This is a genomic window from Undibacterium sp. JH2W (genome assembly GCF_049340425.1).
Lineage (GTDB): Bacteria > Pseudomonadota > Gammaproteobacteria > Burkholderiales > Burkholderiaceae_D > Undibacterium.
This window is the reverse complement of the sequence record NZ_JBMPOT010000002.1, coordinates 1-26572: the sequence shown is the minus strand read 5'-3', so window position 1 is coordinate 26572 and position 26572 is coordinate 1. Positions and strand designations below refer to the sequence as shown.

Here is a 26572-nt window from a genome sequence, read left to right as displayed (position 1 = left end):
GAATAATTAAGGATTATTCCGGCACTGCGTTTAAATTAACGATGCAGATTAATCGCCTCACGCGTTTCCAGCGCCACACGGCGGATCGCTTCTGCCATGCTTTCGCCCGCCACTGGTGTGGCATATAAAATAGCACGCGAAGAGTTAATCATCATGCCCGTACCTGCGGCTGTTTTACCAGCCTGCACAGTCGCCGCGATATCACCACCCTGAGCACCTATGCCTGGCACCAGCAAAGGCATGTCACCGATGACTGCACGCACCTGTGCCAGCTCTTTAGGAAAGGTCGCGCCTACCACCAGCGCGCATTGGCCATTGGTATTCCATTTATCGGCCACCAGCTGCGCCACGTGCTGGTACAACGGCTTGCCGCCAACATCAAGAAATTGCAAGTCAGAGCCGCCTGCATTGGAAGTACGGCACAGCACGATGGCACCGCGGTCTTTCCATTCCAGATAAGGTGCGACTGAATCAAAACCCATGTAAGGATTGACGGTCACAGCATCAGCGTCATAACGCTCGAAAGCTTCGCGGGCATATTGCTCTGCTGTCGCACCAATATCACCGCGCTTGGCATCGAGTATCACAGGGATATGCGGATAAGCAGACTTGATATAGCGACAGATTTCTTCCAACTGGTCTTCAGCACGCAGGGCTGCAAAGTAGGCAATTTGCGGTTTGAAGGAGCAAGCCAGGTCAGCAGTTGCATCCACCACGGTTTTGCAAAATGCATAAATGGCATCTGGCTTGCCTGCCAGTTCTGCCGGGAGGCGGCTAACATCCGGGTCCAGCCCTACGCACAGCAGGGAATTATTGGCCGTCCAGACAGCGGAAAGTTTTTCTATGAAAGTCACGATTTACCTCTTACAGTGGGGCGTGGCAGTGCACGCATAATGGGCGACATTATACCTTGCAGCACTCTTGGAGTTGGCCTGCACGTCAGCAAGTTCAGCACAGCAGATACAAAAACTGTTTATCATGCCTGCATATCCCCCCTACACACATTGCCAGAATGCCAAAATGAAAACACCCACAGAAACACCTATCAATATGCTGGCACTGGAAAATCAATTCTGCTTTGCGCTTTATTCATCATCCCTGGCGCTGACCAAGGCTTACAAGCCCATGCTCGATGCCCTGGGCCTGACTTATCCGCAATATCTAGTCATGCTGGTCTTGTGGGAACAGGATAATGTGCTGGTCAAAGATATAGGCCATGCCCTGTTCCTGGATTCTGGCACCCTGACGCCTCTGTTGAAACGCCTGGAAGCGAATGGGCTGTTGGAGCGCCATCGCGATGAAAGCGATGAACGCCAGGTGAGGATCACGCTGACCCCGGCAGGCAAGGATTTACGCAATGCCGCCCTCGACATCCCACAAAAAATTCTCTGCGCCAGTGGGCAAAGCAAGGAAACCCTGATGCAATTGCGCAGCCAGCTCAGTGATTTGCGGAATGAACTATTAAATCCTTGAACTATTGAGTCCTTGAGTTAATAAACCTTTAACATTTTTCTCATTTGAACTAATCTGGCTTGCGGATGCTATCGCAATGATAGAAAAAGACAATCGCAATTTAGATTGCGCACAATTAAATTGTTCGATATAGTTTATCCATCGACTCAGCAGTCGAACCTAAACAACCAGTCAATTTAAATCAGGAGTTCACCATGCAAGTACTTTACACAGCAAATGCAACAGCAACTGGCGGTCGTGATGGCCGCGCCGTTTCCAGCGACAATCAATTAGCCGTCAAACTGACGACACCAAAAGAACTCGGTGGCGCCGGTGGCGAAGGTACCAATCCTGAGCAATTGTTTGCTGCCGGTTATTCCGCCTGCTTTATCGGCGCGATGAAATTTGTTGCCGCTGCTGGCAAAATTGCCCTGCCAGTTGATGTCTCTGTCAATGGTCTGGTTGGTATAGGCCCGAATGGTAAAGGCGGCTTTGGTCTGGCCGTGACGCTGAACATCAGCCTGCCTGGCATGGATAGCGCAGCAGCAGAAGCACTGGTACACAAGGCACATGAAGTCTGCCCGTATTCCAATGCAACACGCGGCAATATCGAAGTGACTTTGAATGTCTTGTAATTAATGTCGGGGCTGTTGAGCCCCAAAAAGACCAGGAGCCAGGCTTGCAGAATGATTTTCTGCAAGCCTTTTTATTTCGCCCTCACAAAATCACAATCATATAAAAATCCCAGCATTGATGTAAAGCATGCTTGACATATTTATTTGTTGATCTATGATGACAAGCATGCTTTACATCTCTCCGGATAAAACTGCCTAGGCAAGACTTGCTCTCTGTCCTGAAAAAATCAGGATTAGTCTTCGAGGCATTTTTTATGCGCTCATATGTAAAGCAAACTTTACTTATTCTAACGACTACTCTCTGGAGAAAATGATGCGTGAGAAACAAGCCCAAGCTATTTATTTACGTGAACTTTTTGCGGCACTGGCGATGTATTGCCTGTTTGTATTCGGCAGCAACTACATCGCCGACCCCATGGCTACCAGCCCGGCGCGCAGCGCCATCATCGCCAGCCCCATTCTGCCAGCCTTGTTGATGGTCTGGAGCATAGTCCGGCAATTCCAGCGCATGGATGAATATATGCGCCTCTGGTCACTGGAAAACCTGGGCATGGCAGCAGCGCTGACTGCGGCTTTCGCCCTCAGCTACGGTTTCATGGAAACCACAGGTTTCCCCAAACTCAGCATGTTTGTCACCTGGTCTCTGGTCATGGGCTCCTGGGGTGTGATCACTTGCCTGCGTAGCTGGAAAGAGAAATCGCAATGAAAAATATCGTCAGAGAATTGCGCAGCCAACACGAATGGAGCCAGGCCCACTTGGCCGACTTGCTGGAAGTATCTCGCCAGACTGTGAATGCGATAGAAACTGGCCGTTACGACCCCAGCCTGCCATTGGCTTTCAGTATTGCCAAACTGTTCCAGCTACCGATAGAGAAAATATTCGAGGCTGAATAAAAATGAGGCATGACCTATACCTGGCAGGGTGCGCCGTGCACGCCATCTCTTAACATAGACAAACAAAGCTATGCACGAAACCATAGGCTCTTGAAAATTTTTGCCATGAGGGTGGTGCGCGCATCGCGTACCCACAAATTGATGCAAACTATATCAGTTTAATAAAAACCAATCTCAACAATAAAAAAAATCCCTGCCCAATCAATGAGCAGGGACTTTTTTTATGAAGAAGCGACATCAATGCTGATGTGCTACTTCTGCTTTCTCCAATACGTCCAGCACAGGCGCAGGTGCTTTCAAGTTTTTGCCTGCCTGGCCTTCTGCCGGGATTTCCACCCAGTCCAGCCTGCCTTTTTCACACAACTGCGTGACCTTGAAATACACCTTGCCAGCCTTCTCAGGCAATTTCACCTGTATGGCAAACTCATCATAATGCGCATCTGGCAAAGGGCCGCCAGTCCAGCTCACTTCCCGCACATCCTGGCTGATGGTTTTGCCATGCGAGTTATACGGCACACTCAAGGGCAAGATGCTGGCATCGATTTTCCACCCTGCCTTGGGCATGGGCTTGGCACCGCTGACGCTTTCAGGAATGCTGACCTTGACAGCCGTAGTGGCACTGCCCTCACAACCATGGCCTATCTTGAATGTCAGTTTGTGATAGGCCCCTGCATTGGCAGTGGCCTGCTCCAGCGTGACATGGGCATAAGCTGTTTGCACCAGCAAATTCCCGGCGGCAAAAAGACTATATATCAGTAATTTTTTCATGTCATTATCCTCGGTGTGTTTTGTTGATGCGCAGGCAGCGGCTGCCATTCCATGACATGCGGCCTGGCTTCATGTGTGATGGCCTGATGCAAATAAAAGGCATAGGCATGCCACACTGACAGGGCGCATATGGCCGCCAGATTAAAGCATTGCAGCATCTTAAGGCCAGCAGCAATTCCGGTTTTCTTCATAGCGCCACCCATCAGTGTTGCGCAGCCTGGTTCAAAGGCTTGGCGGTCGCCTTGATTTCTATGGTTTCACGCTTCTTGTCCTTGCCTTCCACAACCAGGGTGATCGGCACGGCATCACCGTCCTTGACCTGGCCCTTCAAGTCCATCAGCATCACATGATAGGCACCAGGCTTGAGTTCCATCACCTTGCCTGCGGGCAGGTCCATGCCATCGACAGCACGCATTTTCATGACATTGTCGACCATTTCCATTTTATGGATTTCAGCAACACCAGCAACGGGTGAACGCACTTCCAGCAAACGTACATCCTTGGCAGACTTGATTTGCATGAAAGCACCAGTGGCTTTTTGCTGTGCCACGGTAGCACGCACCCAGGCATCGCTGACTGTGACCTGGGCCTGTGCAGACATGCTTAGTACAGTTGCCGCCAGCGCCATCATGAGTTTATTGAATGTAGTCATTTTTTATCCTTTAAATAATTTACTGATTTTATGCAGTCATCAACGCGCGCAAATCTGCCGCGCACTGCTCTGCCGTTTGTTCATGCTTAAAAGCCAGGCGTATCTTGCCCTTGGCATCAAACACATAGCTGATGGAGGTATGGTCCATGGTGTAAGAACTGCCGCTGGGTACTTTCTGGTAAAACACCCTAAAGGCGGCAGCCACTTCCTGCGTTTGTTTCATGTCACCATACAAGCCCAAAAAGCCGGGGTCAAATGCTTGCATATATTGTGTCAGCAACTCCGGGGTATCTCTTTCCGGGTCTATGGTAATAAAGATTACCTGCAATTGCTCAGCCCTGTCAGCCAGTAATTTACGTATGTGCACAGCACGACTCAGGGCGGTAGGACAAATATCCGGGCATTGGGTAAAACCAAAAAACACCAACACATACTTGTCCTTGAAACTGGCCAGGCTGTATTCCTTGCCATCTTGCCCGCGCAAATGAAAATCATTGGCATAAGGAGCTCCAGTGATATCTATGCCCGTGAAAGCGACAGGCGTGCGGCTGCAAGCCAGCAATGACAAGCTGCCTAGCAGCGTCAAAACAGAACGACGTTTCATTTTGATTTCTTTTTTTCATTCACCATCGTCGATGGTGATGGATTAATAGCGCTTTAGCATGTACAAGTGCATACAACTAAAACAGGAAGAGATTCAAACCAGATAGACAGGCGGGCCGCGCGGCTGGGCTGCAATCCAGGCAAATAAAGTATGTGGAGATTGATAAAACAGTAAGGGAGCAGCCTCAGGCATATTGAGCTGCGGCAGGCTGGCGACAGACCCATGCAAGACAAAATCATACCCCGCATGTGGCAGACAATAAGCACAATGCGCAGCCATATGCTGCTTGTCTTGCGCAGGCTTGCCAGCCACCAGCTTGATGAGTTTGCCAGTCACAGCATCGATCAGTTTGACACCCTCGACACTACACACCTCAAGCACGCCTGGCTTGTTGCCAACGCTGCTAATATCACCAATAGTCTTGCCCACACCCATCCCGCCAGCCATGGCTGGCAGCAAACCATTAAGCACATTGAACAACAAGGCAAGACATGCAAGCCATATCGTCAAGTGCCGGAGTCGGTGAGAAATACGCATGTGCAGATTATAACTAAAGCAGACCAGATTAACCATCAGCCAAGAATTGCGTACTTCAATACTTTTGAGTAAGTTGCTCAAAATAATTTCTATATGTTTGTAAATTTATGCCTTCCCACGCGAATAAAAGAATAAGAGTTTACCGATGCACTGCAATTGCATACCAAACATGAATGCACTATTTCTGGGGAATATCATGGCTGTTCTACTACGCGTCTCGCATTTAGTCTGCTTCACCTGCTACTCTGATGTGACATTTCCCTGGCCTGACAGGGCCAGTACAATTACTGTGCCAAGCACGCCGCTGGGGCAATCATGCTGCATCACTTGGCGCATCCTGTGATTATCACTAGCACTGACAGACAAGATTTAAATATCCAGCAGCAGCTTAGCCACTAACGATTTGCACAGACTCTAGGTATATGGACGAAGAACTTTTCTTGCAACAACTCGCTACCCACAAGCGCCTGCTCTACAAGGTAGCTTATGGTTATTGCCGCCACGCTGAAGACAGGCGTGATCTGGTGCAGGACATGGTCATGCAGTTGTGGCGCTCCTTCCGTAGTTTTGATCAGCGTGTGCAGTTTTCTACCTGGATGTATCGCATCGCCATGAATGTCGCGATCTCGCATTATCGGAGCGAGACGCGGCAAGTGCGCGACACGGTACCGCTGGAAGAATTTGGTCTGGATATCGCCGAGGCAGAACAGCTTTACAGTGCCCAGAGTGACAATATGCGCATGCTGGACAAACTCATCAGTGAACTCGATGAGTTAAATCGCGCCCTGATCCTGCTATTTATGGATGGTCATGGCAATGATGAAATAGCCAACATCATGGGCCTGAGTGCCAGCAATGTTGCCACGCGCATGACGCGCATCAAACAGAAACTGCAAACCCGCTTTGCAGAAGGAGGCTAAGATGAATCTCGATCTATTAAAAGCTGAATGGGTAGCCAGGGACCAGCGCCTGGAACAGGCAGTCAGAATGAATACGCAAATGTTGCGCCTGACTTTACTGGAGCAGCACAGGCGCGACATTACCAAATGGGGCTGGACAGATAAATATGAAATCATCGCTGGCACGCCCGTGCTTATCTTTCTGATCTGGTTCCTGGGGCATCACATCAGTGAATGGCAATTTGCCTTGCCCGCCTATGCCATGCTGGCCTGGACGGCTGCCATGCCCGTCCTCAATCACAGGCTACGCCATGCTTTGCAAGAGATGGATTTTGGCCAGCCCATCACGATGGTGCAAAAACAATTGGCTGAACACAAGGCGCGTCGGTTGAGCCTGTTCAAATGGGCATTTTTACTGGGGCAGATAGTCTGGTTCATCCCTTTCATTGTGGTGTTTTTTAAAGGCGTGTTTGGCGTCGACCTGTATCTGAAAACCGAAAACTTCATAGGACCCAGTCTGATCGCTGGCATCCTGTTTATCCCACTGGCGATAGCTGTTTCCAAACTGCTGTCGGGGCGGTTAAAACACTCGGCACGCTTCCAGGCTTTCACGGACATGCTGGCTGGCAATGATATTATTCAAAGCCGCCAATTCCTGAGCAAGATTGCGCAGTTTGAAGAAATGCCGCGTGAAGCAGAGTGAAGTGGCTTGTTTGTGTAGCAGAGCATGAACCGTGCTATGGTTGATGGCAATCACTTTGACGATACATCTGTAACGCTATCTTCCAAAAAACATGATCCCCTATTTCAATAAAGAGCAAGTCAGCACTGCCCTGTCCTATGCCGCACTGATACCAGCCTTGCGGCAGGCTTTTACTGAAGACATGGTCGTCCCCAAGCGACATGCACATACTTTGTCCGAGACAGATAGTTCCAGCCTGTTATTGATGCCGGTATGGCAGCCGCAAGGGCATCTGGGTGTAAAGCTGGTGACGGTGGCACCGCACAATACGGACTTGCCAACTGTGCACGCAATCTTTATTTTGTTTGATACCAGAACCGGCGCTCCACTGGCTTTGATGGATGGTGAAGAATTGACTTTGCGGCGTACGGCGGCAGCCTCTGCGCTGGCATCGTCATATGCTTCACGTAGCGACGCGCAGCATTTGCTATTGGTGGGAAATGGCAGCCTGGCACCGCATATCGCTGTTGCGCATTGCCAGACCAGGGTAATTACTGATATCAGCATCTGGGGCCGATCAATCGGGAAGTCGGAAACTACCGCACAAGTGATACGCGAACATGCAGAGTTTCCCGCACATATCAGGATACATATTGTTGAAGACCTGGCAGCAGCCTGCCATGCGGCCGACATCATTTGCTGCGCGACGACCAGCAAGACGCCTATCGTATTAAGTGAGTATGTCAGAGCAGGTACACACCTGGATCTGGTTGGCGGCTTCAAGCCCGACATGCGTGAAGTGGATGATACGCTAATGAGCCGGGCGACCGTGTTTGTCGATACCTATGCAGGTGCCTTGTCGGAGGCTGGGGATATTACGCAGACACTGGCGAATGGTAGCTTATCAAGGTCAGCGATCGTTGCCGAATTGACGGAGCTATGCTCTGGTAAACATGCCGGGCGCAAGGATGATGCAGAGGTGACGGTGTTTAAGTCGGTGGGGACGGCGCTGGAGGATTTGTGTGCGGCGAATTTGGTGTGGGCGGGGTGATGATTAGATTTAAGCAAGCTACGATAAATGCGTAGGTTGGGCCGGGCGTCTCATCAGCCCAACACTGGGCATCAATAAACGTATACGTTATTTAAACGCCCATCCTCGTAGGTTGGGCTACGGAGTATCAGCCCAACACTGGGTCTAAAAAAACGTATACGTCATTTAAATGCCGAGTGTTGGGCTGGTGAAGCGTAGCCTAGCGAGGCCCGGCCCAACCTACGCATAGCATATACATTCAGCAAAGTCATAGACCTTGCCATTTCCAAATCAGTTCTTAGGAAACCCACCCAACAAAGCCGCACGTTTTTGTGGCTTGACTGGTGTGCTGGCGTTTGATGGCGATGCCATGGAAGTCGTCGTATTGCTACTGCTTGAACTGGCACCCGAACTTGGTTCGTAAGGCTTGAGGAACCATGGATCAATTTTTTCTTTTGGGGGCTGGAAGCTACGCGTCGGGCGTTCGCTTCTTTCACCGCGCTCAGAACGGTCACGACCACCTGAACGATCACCGGATTCGCTACGCTCACGCGGTGCGCGGTGTTCGGGCTGATGTACCGATGTCGCCACAAAACCAGCCAGATGCAGACGCACGATTTTTTGCTTGATCATTTTTTCTATGTCGATCAGCAGACGTTCATCCTGATCTGTATGCAGGGAGATAGCATCACCCTTGGCACCGGCGCGGCCAGTGCGGCCTATGCGATGGACATAGTCTTCGGCATTATATGGCAAATCAAAATTAATGACACAAGGCAGCTCGGCGATGTCCAGGCCGCGTGCAGCAACGTCGGTCGCTACCAGCACTTCAACTTCACCTTGCTTAAAGGCTTCGAGTGCGGCCATGCGCTCTTGCTGTGACTTGTCGCCATGAATCGCCGATGCTTTTACACCTTGCTTGACCAGATGCACAGCCAGGCGTGAAGCACCTATCTTGGTATTGGAAAACACGATGACTTGCTTCAAGCCGCGCTCACGGATGATGAAGGACACAGCATCACGTTTTTCTTCCGCTGATACCTTGTACAAAATCTGCGTGACATTGTCAGCAGTAGCATTGCTGCGCGCCACTTCTATGGTTTGCGGATTGGTCAGGAAACTGGCTGCGAGCTTTTTGATCTCTTGTGAGAAAGTCGCAGAGAACATCAGGTTCTGGCGCTTCTTCGGCAGCAGGTTGATGATGCGCTGCAAATCAGGCAAGAAGCCCATGTCCAGCATGCGATCAGCCTCGTCCATGACCAGGATTTGGACTTGCGACAGGTTGACAGTTTTTTGCTGCACATGGTCAAGCAACCGGCCAGGTGTGGCGATCACGATCTCAACGCCATTGCGCAAGATTGCCGTCTGCGGTGCCATGTCCATGCCGCCAAATACCACCGTAGAACGCAAGGGCGTGTGACGGGAATAGGCTTTGACGTTTTCTGCGACCTGGTCAGCCAATTCACGCGTCGGTGTCAAAATCAGCGCACGTACAGGGTGGCGGGCCGGTGAAGCACTAGTGCTTGCATGGGCCAGCAGCAACTGGATAATAGGTAAAGAAAAGCCTGCAGTCTTGCCTGTGCCGGTCTGGGCAGCGCCCATGACATCACGGCCTTGCAAGACTACCGGGATAGCCTGTTCTTGAATGGGGGTTGGGTGCACATAACCCTGATCTGTCAGGGCGCGCAAGATTTCCGGCGCCAAGCCGAAATCAGCAAACTTCACTTCTGGTGTAGTTTGTTCAGTAGTAGGTAGATCTGGGGACTTGATATCAGTCATGGTAATTGGTGGGCCTCCCGTGAGTCGAACACGGTACCAACGGATTATGAGTCCGCTGCTCTAACCAACATGAGCTAGAGGCCCAATTCTTTCTGCAAGCTCTGCCTGCTTTAATCTGAGGATAATCCAGGATTGGACAAATACTTCAGGTTTGCAGGAAAAGCCCGATGCTGCCACCTGCAAAATACTGTGCCAACAAAAAAGCTCAGCACAATATCAATTGAATGGGCACCGAAAAAACCGACGCCCATTATATAACATTAATTACCTTCTAGGAAGCTTTTCAGCTTATCAGAACGTGAAGGATGACGTAATTTCCTCAAAGCCTTGGCTTCTATTTGACGAATACGCTCCCTGGTCACATCGAATTGCTTGCCCACTTCTTCCAAAGTATGGTCGGTCGACATCTCTACACCAAAACGCATGCGCAATACTTTTGCTTCACGTGGGGTCAGGGAATCGAGTACATCCTTGACGACATTGCGCATGGAGGCATGCAGAGCCGCATCAGCCGGTGCCAGTGTGTGATTGTCTTCGATGAAGTCGCCCAGATGGGAATCATCATCGTCGCCTATCGGTGTTTCCATGGAAATCGGCTCTTTCGCAATCTTCATGATCTTGCGAATTTTATCTTCCGGCATTTCCATCTTGATCGCCAGCGTTGCAGGATCAGGCTCTACACCTGTCTCTTGCAAAATCTGACGGGAGATACGATTCATTTTATTAATCGTTTCTATCATATGCACAGGAATACGAATCGTGCGCGCCTGGTCAGCGATAGAACGGGTAATAGCCTGGCGTATCCACCATGTTGCATAGGTAGAGAATTTATAACCGCGGCGATATTCAAACTTGTCGACAGCTTTCATCAAACCGATATTACCTTCCTGAATCAGATCCAGGAATTGCAGACCACGGTTGGTGTATTTCTTGGCGATGGAAATAACCAGACGCAAGTTGGCCTCGGTCATTTCACGCTTGGCTTTGCGCGCCTTCATTTCACCAGCAGACATCTTTTTATTGATGTTACGCAGATCAGGCAAAGGCAATACTACACGTGCTTGCAGGTCTATCAGTTTTTGCTGCAGTTGTTGTACTGAAGGGATATTGCGACCCAGCACAGCACTGTAGGAATGACCGGAATTCACTTCACCTTCAACCCAGCTCAGATTGGTTTCATTGCCAGGGAAAACCTTGATGAAGTGGGAACGTGGCATGCCGCAACGATTGACGACAACTTCCAGTATCTGCTTTTCCACATGACGCACTTCATCAACCTGGCCACGCAGGGTGTCGCACAATTTTTCAACGACTTTTGCAGTAAAACGTATGCCCAGCAATTCGCCAGAAATGGCTTCCTGTGCCTTGACGTAGGTCTTGGAGTTGTAGCCCTCTTTTTCGTAGGACTTGCGCATTTTGTCAAAATTCGTAGAAATGATTTCGAATTTTGCCAGTGCATCGCGCTTTAATTGTTCGAGTTGTTCAGCAGAGATTGCAGCTGCGCCTGCGGCACCGCCATCATCGTCTTCTTCTTCCTCTTCTTCTTCCTCTTCTTCTTCATCTTCTTCAGACGACTCTTCGGCAACCACGACAACTACCGGCGCAGCTTGCTCGTCGGCATTCGGGTCAACCAGGCCATCGACGATTTCATCAATCTTGATTTCATCGGCGGCGATGCGTTCAGCCGCAGCCAGGATTTCTGCAATCGTGGTTGGACAGGCTGAGATCGCCTGTATCATGTCTTTCAGGCCTTCTTCGATTTTCTTCGCGATGACGATCTCACCTTCGCGCGTCAGCAACTCAACCGAACCCATTTCACGCATGTACATGCGCACAGGGTCAGTGGTGCGACCAAAATCGGAGTCAACAGTAGACAGTGCAGCTTCAGCAGCAGCTTCAACTTCATCATCGTCGGTCGTGACAGTGACGACGTTATCCGACAATAACAGGGTTTCAGCATCAGGGGCTTGCTCGTAGACGGCCACACCCATGTCGTTGAAGGTACCGATGATGCCTTCGATAGCTTCAGGGTCAACGACGTTTTCTGGCAAGTGATCGTTGATCTCTGCGAACGTCAGGTAGCCGCGGTCTTTACCCAGTTTGATCAGGGTTTTCAGTTTCTGGCGACGGCGCTCGAGTTCTTCTTCAGTAGCCTCAGGGTCAGAAGAGAAAGCATCTTTGAGCAAAGCCTTTTCTTTGGCCTTGCGGTCTTTGGCCTTGGCCTTGTCGATGGCTTTCATCTCAGCGCGCTCTACTGCATTGAGTGCTGCGATTTCTTCATTCTCTGGCTGGTATTCTTTTGGCTTGCGGCCACGGCGACCAGGCACCTTCACCCCGGGCAATACATAGCCGGAAGTGTCGATTGCGGCAAGCACCGCAGCATCGGTCGTCTGGCTTACGGTAGGCGCAGAACCGGATTTGATTTCCTGCACCTCTGGTGCAGCTTTCGTTGAATTCTTGGTTGGCTTAGTCACTGTCTTTGAATCGGTTTTGTTAATTGTCACAGAAGCTTTCGATGATACGGATACTGGTTCTGGCCGGGCTGCAGATGCACTCCTGGTTTTTCCACTGAGCTGGGATTCGGCCGCCTCTGCTGGCTGAGTCCCTTTTCTTGCCGGTGGTGTCGCATTCTTGCCGCTCACTTCCTTACCAGCCGTTTTTGTCGCAGACGCGGATTGTGCATCCGTGTCTTTGGCTTTTGTTGCCGTTTTCAATACTGCTTTACTTGTTGCCTGTTTTGTTGCCTGCGTCACCTTGACGGTCTCGGCTGCCAGTGAGGTCTTTATCACTTTAGGCGCTTTAACGTCTTTCGCAACCCCTTTTTGCTCCGCTGCCTTGTCTGCTTTACTGACATTCACAGCCTTACTACTCGTACTCCGTGCAACAGACGCTGCAACTGTCTTTGCCTTGGTGCCAGCACTTGCTGCGGCTTTCACTGCCTTGCTCGTCGCTGTGGCAGGCGCTTTTTTAGGCGCGGCTGCCACGGCTTTTGTTACCGTAGTGGACTTCAGGGTTTTCGCGGGTTTCTTCATTGCGCTAGCCATTGAATCAAACCATCCGGAACTGAGGAAGTCGCCTGTGGGCACATCACAAAAAAGAAAATGCGCTGCCAGCAGATCTAGTGATCGGCATCGCAGAGCAAAATCTGGTTTGTTGCAGACTTCCCGAGTCTCAGCGCCAGTGTTTTGGGTTACTCGGAGGAGCATTACGCTCACCTAAACAACACATTCTGTGCAAATGTAAAAGCTTCGCCCAGAATGAAACAACCTAAGACCTTGAATCGAAAGCCTTTAATTATACCACGCCAACCTACTTTACTCCAGCCTAAGACTGTGCTTATATCAACTTAGTGGCAATTTGGTGAATAAATTTTAGGCAAATACTGGAGAAAAAAGAGGCAAAATAGCTACTTCGCACCACGCTAGCCTGTTAAATTACTTGATAAACAATTAAATAATTTGATACCTATCCTGATTTCAATAGTAGAAATGAAGTCAAAACTGGAAATAACAAGACCCAGATGCAAACTGCCGAGGCAGCCCGGTCATGTATGAGAAAAACTTCCAACGTTGGAAATTGCTTTTGTTTAACGCAAGGCGGCTTCAGCGGCTGCCTGCTTCCTGAGCTGGTCTTGCAATTGTGTAATCTCACGATAACGGGCCACATCTTCAGGGGCACGCAAACCACGCGCCGCCAAACCCTCCATTTCCATCTTCAGCACTTGATGACGCATCTGGCGCAAGGCACCAGCCAGTTCCAATCTGACAATATCGATATCCGTTTCAGCCTGCTCCGCCATCTCGGCAATCAAGGCATCAAAATCAGAACCAAGGGAGCGCAATTGCTCGGCCAGCGCAGCAAACTGGGCATTTTCACCCATGCTTTGTGCTGTAAATACCAGGCTACGTAGCATATTGGCCCCATCAGGTGCCAGCGCAGCAGCGTCTGCCAGTACGCTTTCATCCAGCATCATGGCCAATGAAGGATGTGCCACCAGGATGCGCATGATCTGCAGCTCCAACCCTACCGGCGCATTGCGCTTACTCTTGGGTGGTGCCAGCTTGATACGGGCCACTGGCTGACTGAGTTCAAACATGGTTTCAATTTCAGCCGGACTGGTTTGCGTAACCTGCGCCAGATTGCGGACGAGTTGCAAACGCATGCCGGATGACTGCATGGCCTGCAACAGAGGCTTGGCATCAAACTGGGTGCGGGCGCGCCCTTCTGCGGTCGTCAAATCATTGTCACCTATCATTTCGCGCATGAAGAATTGCGATAGCGGCATGGCATCCCTCACTTCCTGTTCAAAGGCATCCGTACCAAATTCACGGATATAGCTATCGGGATCATGCTCTTTAGGCAAGAACAAAAACTTGATGACCTTGTCGTCATTGGCATGCGGCAGGCAGGCATCGAGTGCACGCCTTGCCGCACGGCGACCCGCACTGTCACCATCGAAACTGAAAATCACATGATCAGTCTGGCGCAAGAGTTTTTGCACATGGGTAGGCGTACAAGCAGTACCCAGGGTTGCCACCGCCTGCGGGAAACCCATTTGCGCCAGCGCCACCACATCCATATAGCCTTCAGTGACGAGCACATAACCAGCTTCACGTATGGATTGGCGCGCCTCAAACAAGCCATATAATTCCAGGCCTTTTTGAAACAGTGGGGTTTCTGGCGAATTCAGGTATTTGGGCTCACCCTGCTCCATGATACGCCCACCAAAACCGATGATCTGGCCTTTGGTATTACGGATCGGGAACATGACGCGGTCGCGGAAGCGATCATAACGCTTGCGACCACCACCCTCCTCTTCACTCTTATCGATGACCAGACCAGCTTCGACCAGGGCCGGGATATTGTAGTCAGTGAAGACACTACGCAAACCATCCCAGGCATCTGGCGAAAAGCCAAGACCAAAGCGCGCTGCTATCTCACCAGTCAAACCACGCTTCTTCAGATAAGCGATGGCTTGCGGTGCGGTACGCAACTGCTGCTTGTAATATTCACCTGCCTTGGTCATGACTTCTGACAAGGCCAGGCTTTTTGCCGTGACTTCTGCCCGCTGCGCAGGCAAGAGCCTGTCCTCTTCCGGCACGATCATGCCATTGTTTTGCGCCAGATCACGGATGGCATCGACATAGCTGAGACCAGAATATTCCATCAAAAAACCGATGGAACTGCCGTGCGCGCCGCAGCCAAAGCAGTGATAAAACTGTTTGGTCGGGCTAACGGTAAAACTGGGGGACTTTTCGTTATGGAAGGGACACAAACCCATGTAGTTTGCGCCACCTTTTTTGAGCTGCACGTATTTACCCACCACGTCGACAATATCAACGCGGGCCAGTAAATCCTGTATAAAACTTTGTGGTATCAAAGCAGGACGCCAGCTAAAGGATAAAACAAAAGTCTAAGCAGATGACCAGATTACTTGGACAATGCCGCTTTGACCAAACCAGAGACCTTGCCCATATCAGCACGACCCGCCAGCTTTACTTTCAATACATCAATTACTTTACGCATATCTTGCGGACCTGCTGCACCAGTTTCTGCCACGGCAGCAGCCACAGCGGCCTGCACTTCTTCATCCGACATCGCCGCTGGCATATAGACAGACAAAACTGCTAGCTCAGCTTTTTCTATATCAGCCAGATCCTGACGACCACCCGCTTCAAACTGGGTGATGGAATCTTTACGCTGCTTGAGCATTTTTTCTATGATAGCCAATACCATGCCATCATCCAGCTCTACGCGCTCATCGACTTCTTTTTGCTTCATGGCAGCCGTCAGCAAGCGGATAGTGCCCAACTTGACTGTTTCTTTGGCGCGCATCGCAGCCTTCATGTCATCGGTGATCTGTTCTTTCAAACTCATAAGCTGCTCCTGAAATTATTTAAATGGATACTGCGCAAATTTGCACAAGGATCCGGCATCAATCTCATACCTTACTTCGGACATATGCAAGCTAACGTACAATGCCGGCGACAAAGACAACAAAGCCCGCTGCGGCTGACCGGAGCGGGCATGCAAACCTAAGCTTTAATGAACTACCCGCGATGCACCCGGCAAATTGCCGGACACAACAGCTGGATTAATACATCTTCTTAGGCAATTGCTGACTACGAATACGTTTGTAGTGACGCTTAACAGCGGCAGCCAACTTACGTTTGCGTTCTGCTGTTGGCTTCTCGTAGAACTCGCGAGCGCGCAATTCGGTCAACAGACCGGTCTTTTCGATAGTGCGCTTGAAGCGGCGCATGGCAACTTCGAACGGCTCGTTTTCTTTAAGGCGAATTGTGGTCATGTAAGTTCAAACCATGGAAAGATTTATAGGAAGACCGAGATATTAACAGGAAAATTAAATTAATGGAAGAAAGTTGATTAAATCTTGCGCAAAAACTTGTGGCAGACAACAAACATTCATCAAACTCACTTCTGGTTTCACCTGAAAATCCCGGCATTTACTGGGGTATCCCTGAAAAGGGTCAATATCACGCAGGAAAATACGTCATAAGCTGCGTATACTACCACCCAGTACATATTCATGCAAAAATACAACGCAAATTTTAAATTGCCAGGCCCGCTGCTGTGCCCGATGCCCAGGCCCATTGGAAATTATACCCCCCCAGCCAACCCGTCACATCCACCGCTTCGCCTATGAAATACAAGCCAGGCACTTTGTTGGCCATCATGCTTTGCTGGGACAATTCACGGGTATCTACGCCACCGCGGGTAACCTCAGCCTTGCGGTAACCTTCAGAACCATTGGGTATCAATTCCCAGCGGTTTAATTTCTCTCCCAACAGGCGCAAACGCTTGTCTTGCATGTCCGCCACTCTGGCATCACCAGCAAAGCCGTGGGCAGTCAGCAAGCCATCAACCAGGCGCGCTGGCAGGTATTGCGATAAATGATTTGCCAGATTCTTTTTGATGGTGGATTTATTGCCTACCAGGTCTTCTGCCACATCCACCTCTGGCAAGAGATTAATGCGTATGGCCTTGCCTGGCTCCCAAAAGCTGGAAATCTGCAAGACTGCCGGGCCAGACAAGCCGCGATGCGTGAACAGCAAGTCTTCACGAAATACCGTGCGGGATTTTTTCTCGCCTGTCTCTATATCCACTTCCAGCGAAATGCCAGACAAGGGCACGAAAGGCTCCCAGGCCTTGGCATCAAAGGTCAAAGGCACGAGAGCAGGACGAGGCTCGATGATCTTCAAACCAAATTGACGTGCTACCTTATGCGCAAAGTCAGTCGCGCCTATCTTTGGGATAGACAAGCCACCACAGGCAATCACCACTTGCGCAGTGCGAATTACACCTGTGCTGGTTTGCAGCAAGAAACCACCCTGCTCCTGTTTTTGCACATCATCGACTTTGCATCCCATGCGCCAGTCGACTTTACCAGCGTCACATTCAGCCTTGAGCATACGGATGATATCTTCAGCACTGTCATCGCAAAACAATTGCCCTTTATGCTTCTCGTGCCAGGCAATCTGATAACGCTTCATCAGAGACAGAAAATCTTGCGGGGTATACCGCGACAAGGCGCTTTTACAAAAATGCGGGTTTTCAGAAAGAAAATTACTCGGGCCAGCATGCAGGTTAGTGAAATTACATCGACCTCCACCCGAGATACGGATTTTTTCTGCCAGACGGGTGGCATGATCAATCAATACCACGCGCTTGCCACGCCGGCTTGCAACAGCAGCACACATCATCCCGGCTGCGCCTGCGCCTATCACGGCAAGATCAAATTGATTACTCATGGTATTTACTTTCGGTGCTTTCAAAAATTCAGGCGAGATTGTAGCGTACGGCAGGCAGAATTTACCTACCTGGTCCAATCTTACTGAATACCCTTGAGATAAGCGCAAAACATATCTGCCATAGCGTCAGCATAGGTTTTGATCTCTGCCTGGGTATGGCGCGTCCCAGAAAAACTGCTGCCGACCGAACTCAGGGTAGTGGTAATCAAGTCACCGGCAAGCGTGCGCGTAGCCGCCGATGCCCTGGGCAATACTTCTTCCATGAACAGGTCAATAGTCTGGTCTGCCGAGGCCCGTACTTCCTGCGCCTCTGGCGCATCGCGATAGAGCGGAGCCGCATCACTGAGGGCCAGACGCGTTTCAGCTTCATCGCATTCCGAAATGATGAAAGCGTGGACCAGTGTGCGCAAGCGATCCAGCGGCGGCTTGCTGATATCTTCCAGAATGTGCCGCAGCATATCCGTGGTCTGCTGCCACTCGTCAGTTTGCAAACGAAAAAGGATGGCAGCCTTATTTGGGAAGTATTGATAAACCGAGCCTATGCTGACTCCAGCCCTCTCTGCCACTCTGGCAGTCGTAAAACGCGCTACTCCTTCTTGCGCCAATACCTGCGCCGCGGCCTGCAGGATTGCCGTGACCAGCCCGGTTGAACGGGCCTGCTGTGGTTGCTTGCGCGTGGAAACCTGGGGACGACGACGGGTGGCCATAGTAAGATAAACAGTAGAAGCGAACAAGAAACAGCAAACTCATGCTTTTGCAATGCGATGAATCCATCACATCTTAACCCAAGCCGCCCTATCCCTCAAACAATCCATCATCGCCACAATCATTACAACGAAAACAATTTTTTGGCTAAGCAAAACCTGAGCTTTTAGCTGATGAGGCGTCTTTCATTGCCTCGATTGCACCGGCTTACTAAGGGAATTTCTATGGACAATCAAAGGCTTAACAAGCAGCGCCAGGCTATGCGAAAACGCGAGGTCCAATGCGATTAGTCAACGCGAATAATTGTCCGTATCATTTTTCACCAATGCGACGAATTAATCACGTTTCATCTGTAGCCATCTGTATAGCAGATGGCACTCCATTATTTGCATTCGATTTAGAACTGGATACACCCATGACCAATACATTGACCTCGACCCGACTGGCATCCCTGCTTGAACGCCTGTTCAAGCAGGCAGCAGCCGCAAGCAGCCCCGCTATCGCCAGTATCTCGCGCGAAGAACGCGAGCGCCTGATGCATAGCAAGACCGAATACCTGGGTTTTTATAGCTTGCTGAAAGATCTCTGGCTGCCAGTTTCACGCGAGACTGGCGTACTGCTCTACATGCTGGCGCGCAGTAGCAATGCAAGCAACATCGTCGAATTCGGCACCTCTTTCGGCATTTCTACTCTGCACCTGGCTGCGGCACTGCGCGATAACGGCGGCGGCAACCTGATTAGCAGCGAATTTGAGCCATCCAAGGTGGTGCAAGCACGCAAACATCTGGACGAAGGCGGCCTGGCTGACCTGGTCGAGATACGCGAAGGTGATGCGCTGATGACGCTGGCAGTTGATCTTCCTGCGTCTGTCGATCTGCTATTACTCGATGGTGCCAAGGCGCTCTATATCGACGTACTGAAGCTGGTCGAAGGCCGTTTGCGCTCCGGCGCGCTGATCGTAGCTGACAACGCCGACTACAGTCCGGATTACCTGGCACATATACGCGCCCCCGGTAGCGGTTACCTGTCTCTGCCATTTGGTGGAGATGTAGAGGTCTCGATGTGGCTGGGCTGAATTCATGAAACTTCACATAAACCATAACAAATTTAAGGAAATATAATATGCACGTATTTGTCACAGGAGCCACCGGCTGGGTAGGCTCTGCAGTAGTTCAAGAACTGATAGACGCAGGTCACCTAGTGACCGGGCTTGCCCGCTCTGCCGAAAAAGCGGCAGCGCTCGCCGCCACGGGGGCGAAAGTCTTGCTCGCCACACTGGAAGATCTTGATGTCTTGCGCACAGCTACCGATCAGGCTGATGCCGTCATCCACACCGCCTTCAATCATGATTTTTCAAAATTCATAGCGAATTGTGAACAGGACCGCCAAGTCATCGAGGTGCTGGGAAGTGCTCTGGAAGGATCAAGCCGCCCACTCATCGTGACCTCCGGCCTGCTGGGAATGGCGCGTGGAGCAAGCGAGCTGGACCTGCCCCATCCAGGCTCACCGCGCAAGTCCGAACCAAGTGCCAGGGCATTGGCTGAACGCGGCATACGTGCGGCAACTGTGCGACTGGCACCGTCAGTCCACGGCCTTGGTGATTATGGTTTTGTGCCACTCTTGATACGCCTGGCGAAGCAAACCGGTGTATCAGCCTATTTGGGTGAAGGTCAGAATTGCTGGTCTGGCGTGTACCGGCAAGATGCTGCGCGCGTCTACCGTCTCGCACTTGAGCAAGGTGTCACTGAATCGGCCTACCATGCCATTGCCGATGAGAGCATATCCTTTAAAACGATAGCCGAAATGATAGGCCGCCAGCTTGGCTTGCCAGTTGAATCGCGCGAAGCTGAACACTTTGGCTGGTTTGCCAAAATGGCCGGTGCGAACATGGCGGCTTCCAGCTTGCGAACCAGGGAGTTGCTGGGCTGGAAACCAGAAGGCCCTTCTTTGCTCACTGACCTGGATCAAACAGCCTACTACGCAGCTTGAATGCGTAGATAAGTCGACAACTGCTTCACAAGAACCTGGCAATGCTGACACCAGCAGTTGCCAAGTTTTTTTGATTTATACCGCCTGCATCAATCTGAGGGCACGGTCAATTTAATACTCTTGGTATTTGCTTTCAATACTCAAAAAAAACAGACGAAATTGTAGTCCAGCCGACATTTTGGATAGAAAGAACATTACAATGAATTTCAATTTATAGTCAAAATTGAAAGCATTTATTTTCCATGCTCAATCTTAAAAAGAAACTCTCCATGCGTCCTGCATACATCGTCAAATGTCTCATTTCAAGCTTGCTTGCAGCAAGCACTTTTAGCAGTTTTGCGGGAGTGATTACTTTAACACCCAACGCCCAGATTAACTCAGCATATGATTTCCAGAGTTTGACTTGCAGCGATCAATTATTACCAAATCGCCTGGTCATCAGCGGTGGCGTCAGTGCAGAAAGCATACGCCCTAAAGATGGTAGCGATCAACTGGACAAACAGATGGCAGCCATACGCAACTATGTCGAAAGCAAGGGTGGCAACTTGCTGGAAAAAGAAAAATTGAGGGCCGCGCGCAATCTGGAAAAGAGCAACGATACCCAATCAAAATTCCCTTACATACAGGTACAGCGCATAGAGGCAGAATTTCCGCTCACCGCAAATGCCGATGAAGCCATAGAAAAATTACTCAAACTGGGTATGGATAGGTATGGCAGGGATGCAGGTATTGATGCTTACAGTGGCAGGGAGTATAAAAATCTGAGTTTCTACCGTATCAACAAACAGGATGAAATACTGGCCGACATGGTGTCCCGCTGCGTACGCAAGGAAGTGCAAAAAATCTGCCCGCAAGACGGTAAAAACCTTTGCAAAGACAAGATCAATATCCAGACTGCAGTAATACAGACCGAGGCTTTCAGCAACCGTGATGGCTATAAAAATGCGCAGCATATTTCCATCATAGAAAATGGCACGCAACTACGCCCGGAATCTATAGAGTCTTTAGGCTCGCTAGCCATACGCCTGCGCTTGATTGTCGGTATAGCGGTAGCACATAGCGCTGCAAGCAATGGCGATGCCAATGTCACCAACAAGAAGGTGAGCGAATGAAAAAATTTGCTCTCGTCGCTACAACATACTTGATGGCAACAAGCGTAAACTATCCCACAATTGCGCATGCAAGAGATGTGGCCATGCAAAGCAGCCCGGCAAAACCAGATGATTTGACTTACCCCAACGACAGACAAAATAATCAAGCTTTATCGATAGAAGCACGCCTGTTTTACTCGACCCTGATCGGCCGTCCCTATGGCCTGGCGAGTGAAGACCTGTACTTTGCCAGGTTGCCCAAAAATCTGTCTTATGCAGGCTTTAGCATTGCTGCGGCGGCCAGACAAGCCTTGCGTATTCCTGACGGTGGTTTGATTAATAGCCGTACCCGGCTGGAAGAATTTTTGAGTAGCGCCACCGTGCCCTTTGCAATACAAGACTTGCCCAAGGATATGCCCGCCGGTATGCGTGCCGATGATCTGGCGATGCTGCACATCTATGCATTGGTCATGTCCGACCAGACCGAGCCAACTGTGCAATTACTGGAAAAATACCTGAGCAGCAAAAATGATTTTACCCGCCATTTCGTTATCATGGCTTTGCGCAGCATAGGTACGGCCCAGGCCCGCGAACTGATCAAAACCCGCAGCAAAGATAGCGCAGACAGCGTGATGGCACGTGATGCACTGGGCATGGTGGTACCCAACTTCAGTGAACCAAGATTGTATGCTGCAGAAGTCCCAGTCGCCCAGCGGTTTCGCGAGAACTTGCTGAGCCAGGCAAAAACTGCCGGAACTGCTTCTATCCTGCCCACTTTTTTGTTGACTTTTGTAGGCGAAGATAGCAACCCTGCTCAACTGGCTGCAGAAAAAGACTTCTTGATGAATCTGTACAAGACTGCCGACAATGCCTTGTGGCGCAAGTATATGTATGGCTATGCAGCCCTGGCATATCGTTTCAAGCTGCCCTATGAGCATTGGCTGGAAATGGCCAGGAGTGATAGTGATCCTCACCGCCGTTCTTTTATTTTGCGCTCCATGGCCATGCAGTATCCAGATCGCTTCCATAAGGACTCTCTGCCACTTTTTGAAAAAGAAAAAAATGGCGCAGTACAAGTGGAATTTTTTTCCCTGTATTCCAGTCTGATCACGGGCGAACAATCCTTTGGCCCCTATGACGCAATCTGGATGCCCAATCTGCGCTACCGTTTAAGCTATCCCTACCTCAAAGACACACGCAAAGCACGCTCAAACAAAGCCTTGTTTGCCTTTTGGGCACAGGGCCGCGTGCCGGAAGATACGCACTGGCCAGTATGGATGGCGGATCTGATGCATGCCGAAAATGAAAAGGATTTCATGCTGGGCTATCTGCAAATGAAAACCCATAGCACTTATTCTGCCTATGCCCTGAGGCAGGTAAAAAACCGTAATATGCTACCTGTCATCAAATACCTCATCAAACATGAAACCCAGGCGGACGTCAAAAAAGCCACTCAGGATGTCTACGATGAACTGCTGGGCAATGACAAGCAGGCGGACTGTTGCACTGATGAATCCTGCCTGCTTGGACTTGTGCGAATGAAAACACTGAACGAGATCAATATCAGCAGCCAAGGTGCCGCTAGAAAATACCTGACACAACTGAGCAACAGGAAAATTTCTGTGGAATTCCTCGATGATCTGCACAGGTCAGCAAGAATCAGAGGTGGAGGCAAACAAGGACAGATATGGGAGCATTGGCTAGGTTGTTGGAGACCCGCTGGTGGCCAGATGGCAAATCCGAAGCCAGAGCAAAACCAGACCTAAAATGCCGACTTCGCAAGGGAAAACATAGCGTGTTTTGGCGTTAATGAACATTAAAAAAAGTAGCATGGGTGTCACAGGCGTTTTCAACAAAGCTGGTCATTTAATTAAGGTCTTTCATACCAGTATTTTTTTCAAAATTCTGCCTTGCCATGAAAATTTTCATGGCAAGCTTGGCCCGCATCAAGACCACTTGAGAGCACCGGACTTTTTATTGCCCCATTTTTAAGCATTAAATGAAACATGTCCAGGGCAAAAAAATAATACCCAACAGCAAGAATGTTGTTTGAAATTCGCAACATTTTTGCAGCAAAAACTGCATTTCCTTATTTGGATTTAAGTAATTCTTGACTTGTCTGCTGGCAAGAGAGATAACAGATTCGCCGCCACGCAAACGATTACGCAAACGATTGCGGTGGCAACCGTAGCGAAATCCCAGATTTCAACACGCCCCAATTCAGGGATGGTGCAGATGCACCATTTCAGAACACCATTGTTTAACTCAACTTGGGAACTTACCATGCGCAAAACCATTTCTCAGCAATTGCATAAGGGAGTCAGTCTGAGCGTGATCGCTCTGGCAGTCACTGCCGCCTTCCCCCTGCAATCCGCCTGGGCTCAGGATGCCAAACCTGCAGCCAAAAATGACGGTACACAATTGGAAACTGTCATCGTTACCGCTAACCGCCGTGCAGAAAACATCAAGGAAGTACCGATGTCCATTTCTGCCATCAAAGGCGAAGCACTCGATACTTATAATGCCAGCGGCCAGGATATTCGCTTCCTGGCAGCGCGCGTTCCTAGTTTGAACGTGGAATCCGACTTTGGTCGCTCCTTCCCACGTTTCTATATCCGCGGCCTGGGCAATACCGATTTCGATTTGAATGCATCCCAACCAGTTGGTCTGGTCTACGATGATGTCGTGCAAGAAAGCCCTATGCTGAAAGGCTTCCCGGTATTTGACGTAGACCAGGTAGAAATCCTGCGCGGCCCGCAAGGCACGCTGTTCGGTCGCAACTCTCCGGCAGGTGTTTTGAAGTTTGACTCTACCAAGCCTACCCGTCGCCTGGAAGGTTATGCCAACCTCGGTTTCGGCAATGACAAGGCCATCAATCTTGAAGGCGCGATCAACGTGCCTTTGAACCAGGACTGGGCAATGCGTTTCTCTGGTCAATCCCAGTCACGTGATGATCGCGTAACCAATCCACGTCCTACTGGTGAGAAAAACCTCGAAGGTTACCGTGACAATGCAGCACGTCTGCAATTCTCATATAAAAACGGTGATTTCAGCGCCCTGGTGAATTTGCATGGTCGTGACATGTCGGGCAATGCCACCCTGTTCCGCGCCAATATCATACAAAAAGGCACGAATGAGATCGTCCCTGGCTTTAACTATTCCAACTATCCTACTGATGGTTTAAATACGCAAACCCTGCAATCCTCTGGTGGCAGCCTGCGCCTGCGCTGGGATTTACCAGGCATGAGCCTGCATTCCATCACAGCCTATGACAAGGCAAAATTCTATAGCCGCGCCGACGTTGATGGTGGCTATGGTGCATCCTTCGTGCCCACCATGGGCCCAGGCTTTATCCCTTTCCCGGCTGAAACAGCCGATGGCTTGCCGCGCCTGAGGCAGATCACACAAGAGTTGCGCGTTGAATCCAATACCAAAGACGCCTTGCAATGGATAGGTGGCTTGTACTACTTCAGCGAAGACTTGCAAGTTGACAGTTTTGACTACAATTCCCTGGCACCAGGTAATCCACAAGACGGTTATGCAGTACAACACCAAAATGCCAAATCCTGGGCAGCCTTTGGCACTTTGAACTATGCAGTAACTGACCAGTTCAAACTGCGCGGCGGCATCCGTTATACCAGCGACAAAAAAGACTTTGATGCACAACGTACCTGGACACCAGGCACGGCATTTGGCACACCAGGTACGCCAGTACTCAGAGCCAATCCATCTGCTACCAATATCAGTTGGGATTTAGGCGCGAACTACACGCTGGATAAAGCAACATCCGTATTCGCCCGTATCGCAACTGGTTATCGTGCACCTAGTATCCAGGGTCGCGTACTGTTCGGTGACAGCATCTCGGTTGCCAATTCAGAAAAAAATCTGTCTTTCGAAGCCGGTATCAAGAAAGACATCCTGGATAACACCGCACGCATCAGCGCTACTGTATTCCAGTACACAGCCAAAGACTTGCAATTGACCGCAGGTAGTGGTGGCGTGAATCAGAATAAACTGGTAAATGCAGACAAAGCCGTAGGTCAAGGCTTTGAAATGGATTTGCAAGCCAACCTGAGCCGCAACTGGAAAACCACACTGGGCCTCAGCTATAATGATACCGAAATCAGGGATGGCAAACTGTTCGTCGCTCCTTGCGGCAATGGCTGTACTGTCACCAATCCAGCAGGCCCGGTTGCTGGCACCGTCCTGATCGGTGGCAACCCACTGCCACGCGCACCTAAATGGGTAGGCAACTTCTCGCTGCGTTATTCCACACAAATCGGCGAAGGCACGCTGTATGCCAATACCGACTGGTCTTACAAAGACACTTACAACATGTTCTTGTATGAAGCCAAGGAATACAAAGCCAAGTCCCTGCTCGAAGGTGGCTTGCGTGTAGGCTATATGTGGGCTGACGGCAAATATGAACTGGCTGCTTATGGTCGCAACATCACCAACAAGCAACAAGTCATCGCCGCCATCGACTTCAACAACCTGACAGGCATCCTGAACGAACCACGCAGCTATGGCGTGCAATTCAAGGCTAACTTCTGATTTTTGTTAAGCTGATAAAAACGCCGGAGTGATCGGGCGTTTTTTTATGGGTAACGTGTTTGAGGAATGATCAAAAGTACTTCGGAATATGACTGGCCGTCGTACTGGTTTGGGTTTGGGTTTGGGTTTGGGTTTGGGTTTGGGTTTGGGTTTGGGTTTGGGTTTGGGTTTGGGTTTGGGTTTGGGTTTGGGTTTGGGTTTGGGTTTGACGTTGACGTTGTTTTTGACTTTAGCAGTTCCCATGTGTCGACGCCATTTGTGCGTTACAGAAAATGGAAAAAGAAAGGCCGACGTTTGAGCAAAGCGAGTTTTCGGACTTTCCCATTTTTTGTAACGCACAAACGGGAACCCCGCAGGGGCGGCGACGCCTGGGTCGCCTTCTTTTGCTTCCTTTTCTTGGCGAGCTGTATAGAACAGAGACATGGGTAACACCTGTATCAGGACATAGGTAACACCTTTAGGTGATCATAAAGATACCTAAAGGGAGTCGCCAACATGACTTGGAAAACAGTAAATATCATGGATCTACGCT

General features: G+C 50.1%; 26 protein-coding genes and 1 tRNA gene. 12 read left to right on the top strand and 15 right to left on the bottom strand.

The window, feature by feature from the left end:
• Positions 1-35: 35 nt before the first annotated feature.
• Positions 36-854 (bottom strand): orotidine-5'-phosphate decarboxylase, encoded by an 819-nt coding sequence (pyrF, locus tag ACO0LC_RS02425; protein WP_423000267.1) that lies wholly within the window; start codon positions 852-854, stop codon positions 36-38.
• Positions 855-1020: 166 nt separating this feature from the next.
• Between pyrF and ACO0LC_RS02420 the strand changes: the two genes are divergently transcribed.
• The 4 genes from ACO0LC_RS02420 to ACO0LC_RS02405 all read left to right on the top strand — a co-directional run bounded on the left by ACO0LC_RS02420 (position 1021) and on the right by ACO0LC_RS02405 (position 2981).
• Positions 1021-1473, top strand: coding sequence for a MarR family winged helix-turn-helix transcriptional regulator (locus ACO0LC_RS02420; protein ID WP_423000265.1), 453 nt, complete (start codon positions 1021-1023; stop codon positions 1471-1473).
• Between the two features lie 194 nt (positions 1474-1667).
• Complete coding sequence (locus ACO0LC_RS02415) at positions 1668-2087, top strand: organic hydroperoxide resistance protein (RefSeq protein WP_423000263.1); 420 nt, start codon at positions 1668-1670, stop codon at positions 2085-2087.
• A gap of 313 nt (positions 2088-2400) precedes the next feature.
• Positions 2401-2793, top strand: coding sequence for a hypothetical protein (locus tag ACO0LC_RS02410; protein WP_423000261.1), 393 nt, complete (start codon positions 2401-2403; stop codon positions 2791-2793).
• Positions 2790-2981, top strand: a complete 192-nt coding sequence (locus ACO0LC_RS02405; RefSeq protein ID WP_423000259.1) for a helix-turn-helix transcriptional regulator — start codon at positions 2790-2792, stop codon at positions 2979-2981. Before ACO0LC_RS02410 ends, ACO0LC_RS02405 begins: the two co-directional genes overlap by 4 nt.
• A gap of 237 nt (positions 2982-3218) precedes the next feature.
• Here the strand turns inward: ACO0LC_RS02405 and ACO0LC_RS02400 are convergent, their stop codons facing one another.
• The 5 genes from ACO0LC_RS02400 to ACO0LC_RS02380 form a co-directional block, all read right to left on the bottom strand.
• A complete protein-coding gene (locus ACO0LC_RS02400) occupies positions 3219-3749 on the bottom strand; it encodes a YcnI family protein (RefSeq protein ID WP_423000257.1) in 531 nt (176 codons plus the stop codon).
• Positions 3746-3940 (bottom strand): hypothetical protein, encoded by a 195-nt coding sequence (locus ACO0LC_RS02395; RefSeq protein WP_423000255.1) that lies wholly within the window; start codon positions 3938-3940, stop codon positions 3746-3748. The genes ACO0LC_RS02400 and ACO0LC_RS02395 overlap by 4 nt, the downstream gene beginning before the upstream one ends.
• 11 nt (positions 3941-3951) lie before the next feature.
• A complete protein-coding gene (locus tag ACO0LC_RS02390) occupies positions 3952-4401 on the bottom strand; it encodes a copper chaperone PCu(A)C (protein ID WP_423000253.1) in 450 nt (149 codons plus the stop codon).
• A gap of 28 nt (positions 4402-4429) precedes the next feature.
• Positions 4430-5005: an SCO family protein gene (locus ACO0LC_RS02385; RefSeq protein WP_423000251.1), complete on the bottom strand. Its 576-nt coding sequence runs from the start codon at positions 5003-5005 to the stop codon at positions 4430-4432.
• A gap of 93 nt (positions 5006-5098) precedes the next feature.
• Positions 5099-5515: a DUF2946 domain-containing protein gene (locus tag ACO0LC_RS02380; protein ID WP_423000249.1), complete on the bottom strand. Its 417-nt coding sequence runs from the start codon at positions 5513-5515 to the stop codon at positions 5099-5101.
• A 449-nt stretch (positions 5516-5964) separates the two neighbouring features.
• On the opposite strand from ACO0LC_RS02380, the gene ACO0LC_RS02375 reads away from it, so the two are divergent.
• The 3 genes from ACO0LC_RS02375 to ACO0LC_RS02365 all read left to right on the top strand — a co-directional run bounded on the left by ACO0LC_RS02375 (position 5965) and on the right by ACO0LC_RS02365 (position 8174).
• Positions 5965-6462: an RNA polymerase sigma factor gene (locus ACO0LC_RS02375; protein ID WP_423000247.1), complete on the top strand. Its 498-nt coding sequence runs from the start codon at positions 5965-5967 to the stop codon at positions 6460-6462.
• A gap of 1 nt (position 6463) precedes the next feature.
• Complete coding sequence (locus ACO0LC_RS02370) at positions 6464-7144, top strand: hypothetical protein (protein ID WP_423000245.1); 681 nt, start codon at positions 6464-6466, stop codon at positions 7142-7144.
• A gap of 91 nt (positions 7145-7235) precedes the next feature.
• Positions 7236-8174, top strand: a complete 939-nt coding sequence (locus ACO0LC_RS02365; protein ID WP_423000243.1) for an ornithine cyclodeaminase family protein — start codon at positions 7236-7238, stop codon at positions 8172-8174.
• 270 nt (positions 8175-8444) lie between these two features.
• Here the strand turns inward: ACO0LC_RS02365 and ACO0LC_RS02360 are convergent, their stop codons facing one another.
• From ACO0LC_RS02360 to ACO0LC_RS02325, 8 genes are all read right to left on the bottom strand, one after another.
• Positions 8445-9932 carry a DEAD/DEAH box helicase gene (locus ACO0LC_RS02360; RefSeq protein ID WP_423000241.1) on the bottom strand — a complete coding sequence of 496 codons (1488 nt, stop codon included), beginning with the start codon at positions 9930-9932 and terminating at the stop codon, positions 8445-8447.
• Between the two features lie 6 nt (positions 9933-9938).
• Positions 9939-10016, bottom strand: a tRNA-Ile gene (locus ACO0LC_RS02355).
• Positions 10017-10192: 176 nt separating this feature from the next.
• Entirely contained in the window at positions 10193-12964 is a 2772-nt protein-coding gene (rpoD, locus tag ACO0LC_RS02350; protein ID WP_423000239.1) for an RNA polymerase sigma factor RpoD, read from the bottom strand.
• 554 nt (positions 12965-13518) lie between these two features.
• Positions 13519-15312 carry a DNA primase gene (dnaG, locus tag ACO0LC_RS02345; RefSeq protein ID WP_423000237.1) on the bottom strand — a complete coding sequence of 598 codons (1794 nt, stop codon included), beginning with the start codon at positions 15310-15312 and terminating at the stop codon, positions 13519-13521.
• 50 nt (positions 15313-15362) lie between these two features.
• The gene (locus tag ACO0LC_RS02340; protein WP_422638820.1) at positions 15363-15809 is read right to left on the bottom strand and encodes a GatB/YqeY domain-containing protein; all 447 of its coding nucleotides are present in this window, start codon (positions 15807-15809) and stop codon (positions 15363-15365) included.
• 217 nt (positions 15810-16026) lie between these two features.
• Positions 16027-16239 carry a 30S ribosomal protein S21 gene (gene rpsU, locus ACO0LC_RS02335; protein ID WP_005877634.1) on the bottom strand — a complete coding sequence of 71 codons (213 nt, stop codon included), beginning with the start codon at positions 16237-16239 and terminating at the stop codon, positions 16027-16029.
• A gap of 262 nt (positions 16240-16501) precedes the next feature.
• On the bottom strand, positions 16502-17701 hold the full coding sequence (locus ACO0LC_RS02330; protein WP_423000235.1) for an NAD(P)/FAD-dependent oxidoreductase: 1200 nt from the start codon (positions 17699-17701) through the stop codon (positions 16502-16504).
• Positions 17702-17781: 80 nt separating this feature from the next.
• Positions 17782-18408, bottom strand: a complete 627-nt coding sequence (locus tag ACO0LC_RS02325) for a TetR family transcriptional regulator (RefSeq protein ID WP_423000233.1) — start codon at positions 18406-18408, stop codon at positions 17782-17784.
• Positions 18409-18821: 413 nt separating this feature from the next.
• Here ACO0LC_RS02325 and ACO0LC_RS02320 point away from each other — a divergent pair, with 413 nt between their 5' ends.
• From ACO0LC_RS02320 to ACO0LC_RS02300, 5 genes are all read left to right on the top strand, one after another.
• Positions 18822-19481, top strand: coding sequence for an O-methyltransferase (locus ACO0LC_RS02320; RefSeq protein ID WP_423000231.1), 660 nt, complete (start codon positions 18822-18824; stop codon positions 19479-19481).
• 47 nt (positions 19482-19528) lie between these two features.
• The gene (locus ACO0LC_RS02315) at positions 19529-20395 is read left to right on the top strand and encodes an SDR family oxidoreductase (RefSeq protein WP_423000229.1); all 867 of its coding nucleotides are present in this window, start codon (positions 19529-19531) and stop codon (positions 20393-20395) included.
• 242 nt (positions 20396-20637) lie between these two features.
• Positions 20638-21507, top strand: a complete 870-nt coding sequence (locus ACO0LC_RS02310) for a hypothetical protein (protein ID WP_423000227.1) — start codon at positions 20638-20640, stop codon at positions 21505-21507.
• Complete coding sequence (locus ACO0LC_RS02305; protein WP_423000225.1) at positions 21504-23252, top strand: hypothetical protein; 1749 nt, start codon at positions 21504-21506, stop codon at positions 23250-23252. Before ACO0LC_RS02310 ends, ACO0LC_RS02305 begins: the two co-directional genes overlap by 4 nt.
• A 517-nt stretch (positions 23253-23769) precedes the next feature.
• Positions 23770-26040: a TonB-dependent receptor gene (locus ACO0LC_RS02300; RefSeq protein WP_423000223.1), complete on the top strand. Its 2271-nt coding sequence runs from the start codon at positions 23770-23772 to the stop codon at positions 26038-26040.
• A 6-nt stretch (positions 26041-26046) separates the two neighbouring features.
• Here the strand turns inward: ACO0LC_RS02300 and ACO0LC_RS02295 are convergent, their stop codons facing one another.
• On the bottom strand, positions 26047-26463 hold the full coding sequence (locus ACO0LC_RS02295) for a hypothetical protein (protein ID WP_423000221.1): 417 nt from the start codon (positions 26461-26463) through the stop codon (positions 26047-26049).
• Positions 26464-26572 lie beyond the last annotated feature (109 nt).

Excerpts from the sequence above, each read along its gene's own strand:
- ACO0LC_RS02420 (WP_423000265.1), top strand. The coding sequence starts at position 1,021 with ATGAAAACACCCACAGAAACACCTATCAATATGCTGGCACTGGAAAAT.
- ACO0LC_RS02415 (WP_423000263.1), top strand. The coding sequence starts at position 1,668 with ATGCAAGTACTTTACACAGCAAATGCAACAGCAACTGGCGGTCGTGAT.
- ACO0LC_RS02410 (WP_423000261.1), top strand. The coding sequence starts at position 2,401 with ATGCGTGAGAAACAAGCCCAAGCTATTTATTTACGTGAACTTTTTGCG.
- ACO0LC_RS02405 (WP_423000259.1), top strand. The coding sequence starts at position 2,790 with ATGAAAAATATCGTCAGAGAATTGCGCAGCCAACACGAATGGAGCCAG.
- ACO0LC_RS02400 (WP_423000257.1), bottom strand. The coding sequence starts at position 3,749 with ATGAAAAAATTACTGATATATAGTCTTTTTGCCGCCGGGAATTTGCTG.
- ACO0LC_RS02395 (WP_423000255.1), bottom strand. The coding sequence starts at position 3,940 with ATGAAGAAAACCGGAATTGCTGCTGGCCTTAAGATGCTGCAATGCTTT.
- ACO0LC_RS02390 (WP_423000253.1), bottom strand. The coding sequence starts at position 4,401 with ATGACTACATTCAATAAACTCATGATGGCGCTGGCGGCAACTGTACTA.
- ACO0LC_RS02385 (WP_423000251.1), bottom strand. The coding sequence starts at position 5,005 with ATGAAACGTCGTTCTGTTTTGACGCTGCTAGGCAGCTTGTCATTGCTG.
- ACO0LC_RS02375 (WP_423000247.1), top strand. The coding sequence starts at position 5,965 with ATGGACGAAGAACTTTTCTTGCAACAACTCGCTACCCACAAGCGCCTG.
- ACO0LC_RS02370 (WP_423000245.1), top strand. The coding sequence starts at position 6,464 with ATGAATCTCGATCTATTAAAAGCTGAATGGGTAGCCAGGGACCAGCGC.
- ACO0LC_RS02365 (WP_423000243.1), top strand. The coding sequence starts at position 7,236 with ATGATCCCCTATTTCAATAAAGAGCAAGTCAGCACTGCCCTGTCCTAT.
- ACO0LC_RS02360 (WP_423000241.1), bottom strand. The coding sequence starts at position 9,932 with ATGACTGATATCAAGTCCCCAGATCTACCTACTACTGAACAAACTACA.
- rpoD (WP_423000239.1), bottom strand. The coding sequence starts at position 12,964 with ATGAAGAAACCCGCGAAAACCCTGAAGTCCACTACGGTAACAAAAGCC.
- ACO0LC_RS02340 (WP_422638820.1), bottom strand. The coding sequence starts at position 15,809 with ATGAGTTTGAAAGAACAGATCACCGATGACATGAAGGCTGCGATGCGC.
- rpsU (WP_005877634.1), bottom strand. The coding sequence starts at position 16,239 with ATGACCACAATTCGCCTTAAAGAAAACGAGCCGTTCGAAGTTGCCATG.
- ACO0LC_RS02330 (WP_423000235.1), bottom strand. The coding sequence starts at position 17,701 with ATGAGTAATCAATTTGATCTTGCCGTGATAGGCGCAGGCGCAGCCGGG.
- ACO0LC_RS02325 (WP_423000233.1), bottom strand. The coding sequence starts at position 18,408 with ATGGCCACCCGTCGTCGTCCCCAGGTTTCCACGCGCAAGCAACCACAG.
- ACO0LC_RS02320 (WP_423000231.1), top strand. The coding sequence starts at position 18,822 with ATGACCAATACATTGACCTCGACCCGACTGGCATCCCTGCTTGAACGC.
- ACO0LC_RS02315 (WP_423000229.1), top strand. The coding sequence starts at position 19,529 with ATGCACGTATTTGTCACAGGAGCCACCGGCTGGGTAGGCTCTGCAGTA.
- ACO0LC_RS02310 (WP_423000227.1), top strand. The coding sequence starts at position 20,638 with ATGCTCAATCTTAAAAAGAAACTCTCCATGCGTCCTGCATACATCGTC.
- ACO0LC_RS02305 (WP_423000225.1), top strand. The coding sequence starts at position 21,504 with ATGAAAAAATTTGCTCTCGTCGCTACAACATACTTGATGGCAACAAGC.
- ACO0LC_RS02300 (WP_423000223.1), top strand. The coding sequence starts at position 23,770 with ATGCGCAAAACCATTTCTCAGCAATTGCATAAGGGAGTCAGTCTGAGC.
- ACO0LC_RS02295 (WP_423000221.1), bottom strand. The coding sequence starts at position 26,463 with ATGTCTCTGTTCTATACAGCTCGCCAAGAAAAGGAAGCAAAAGAAGGC.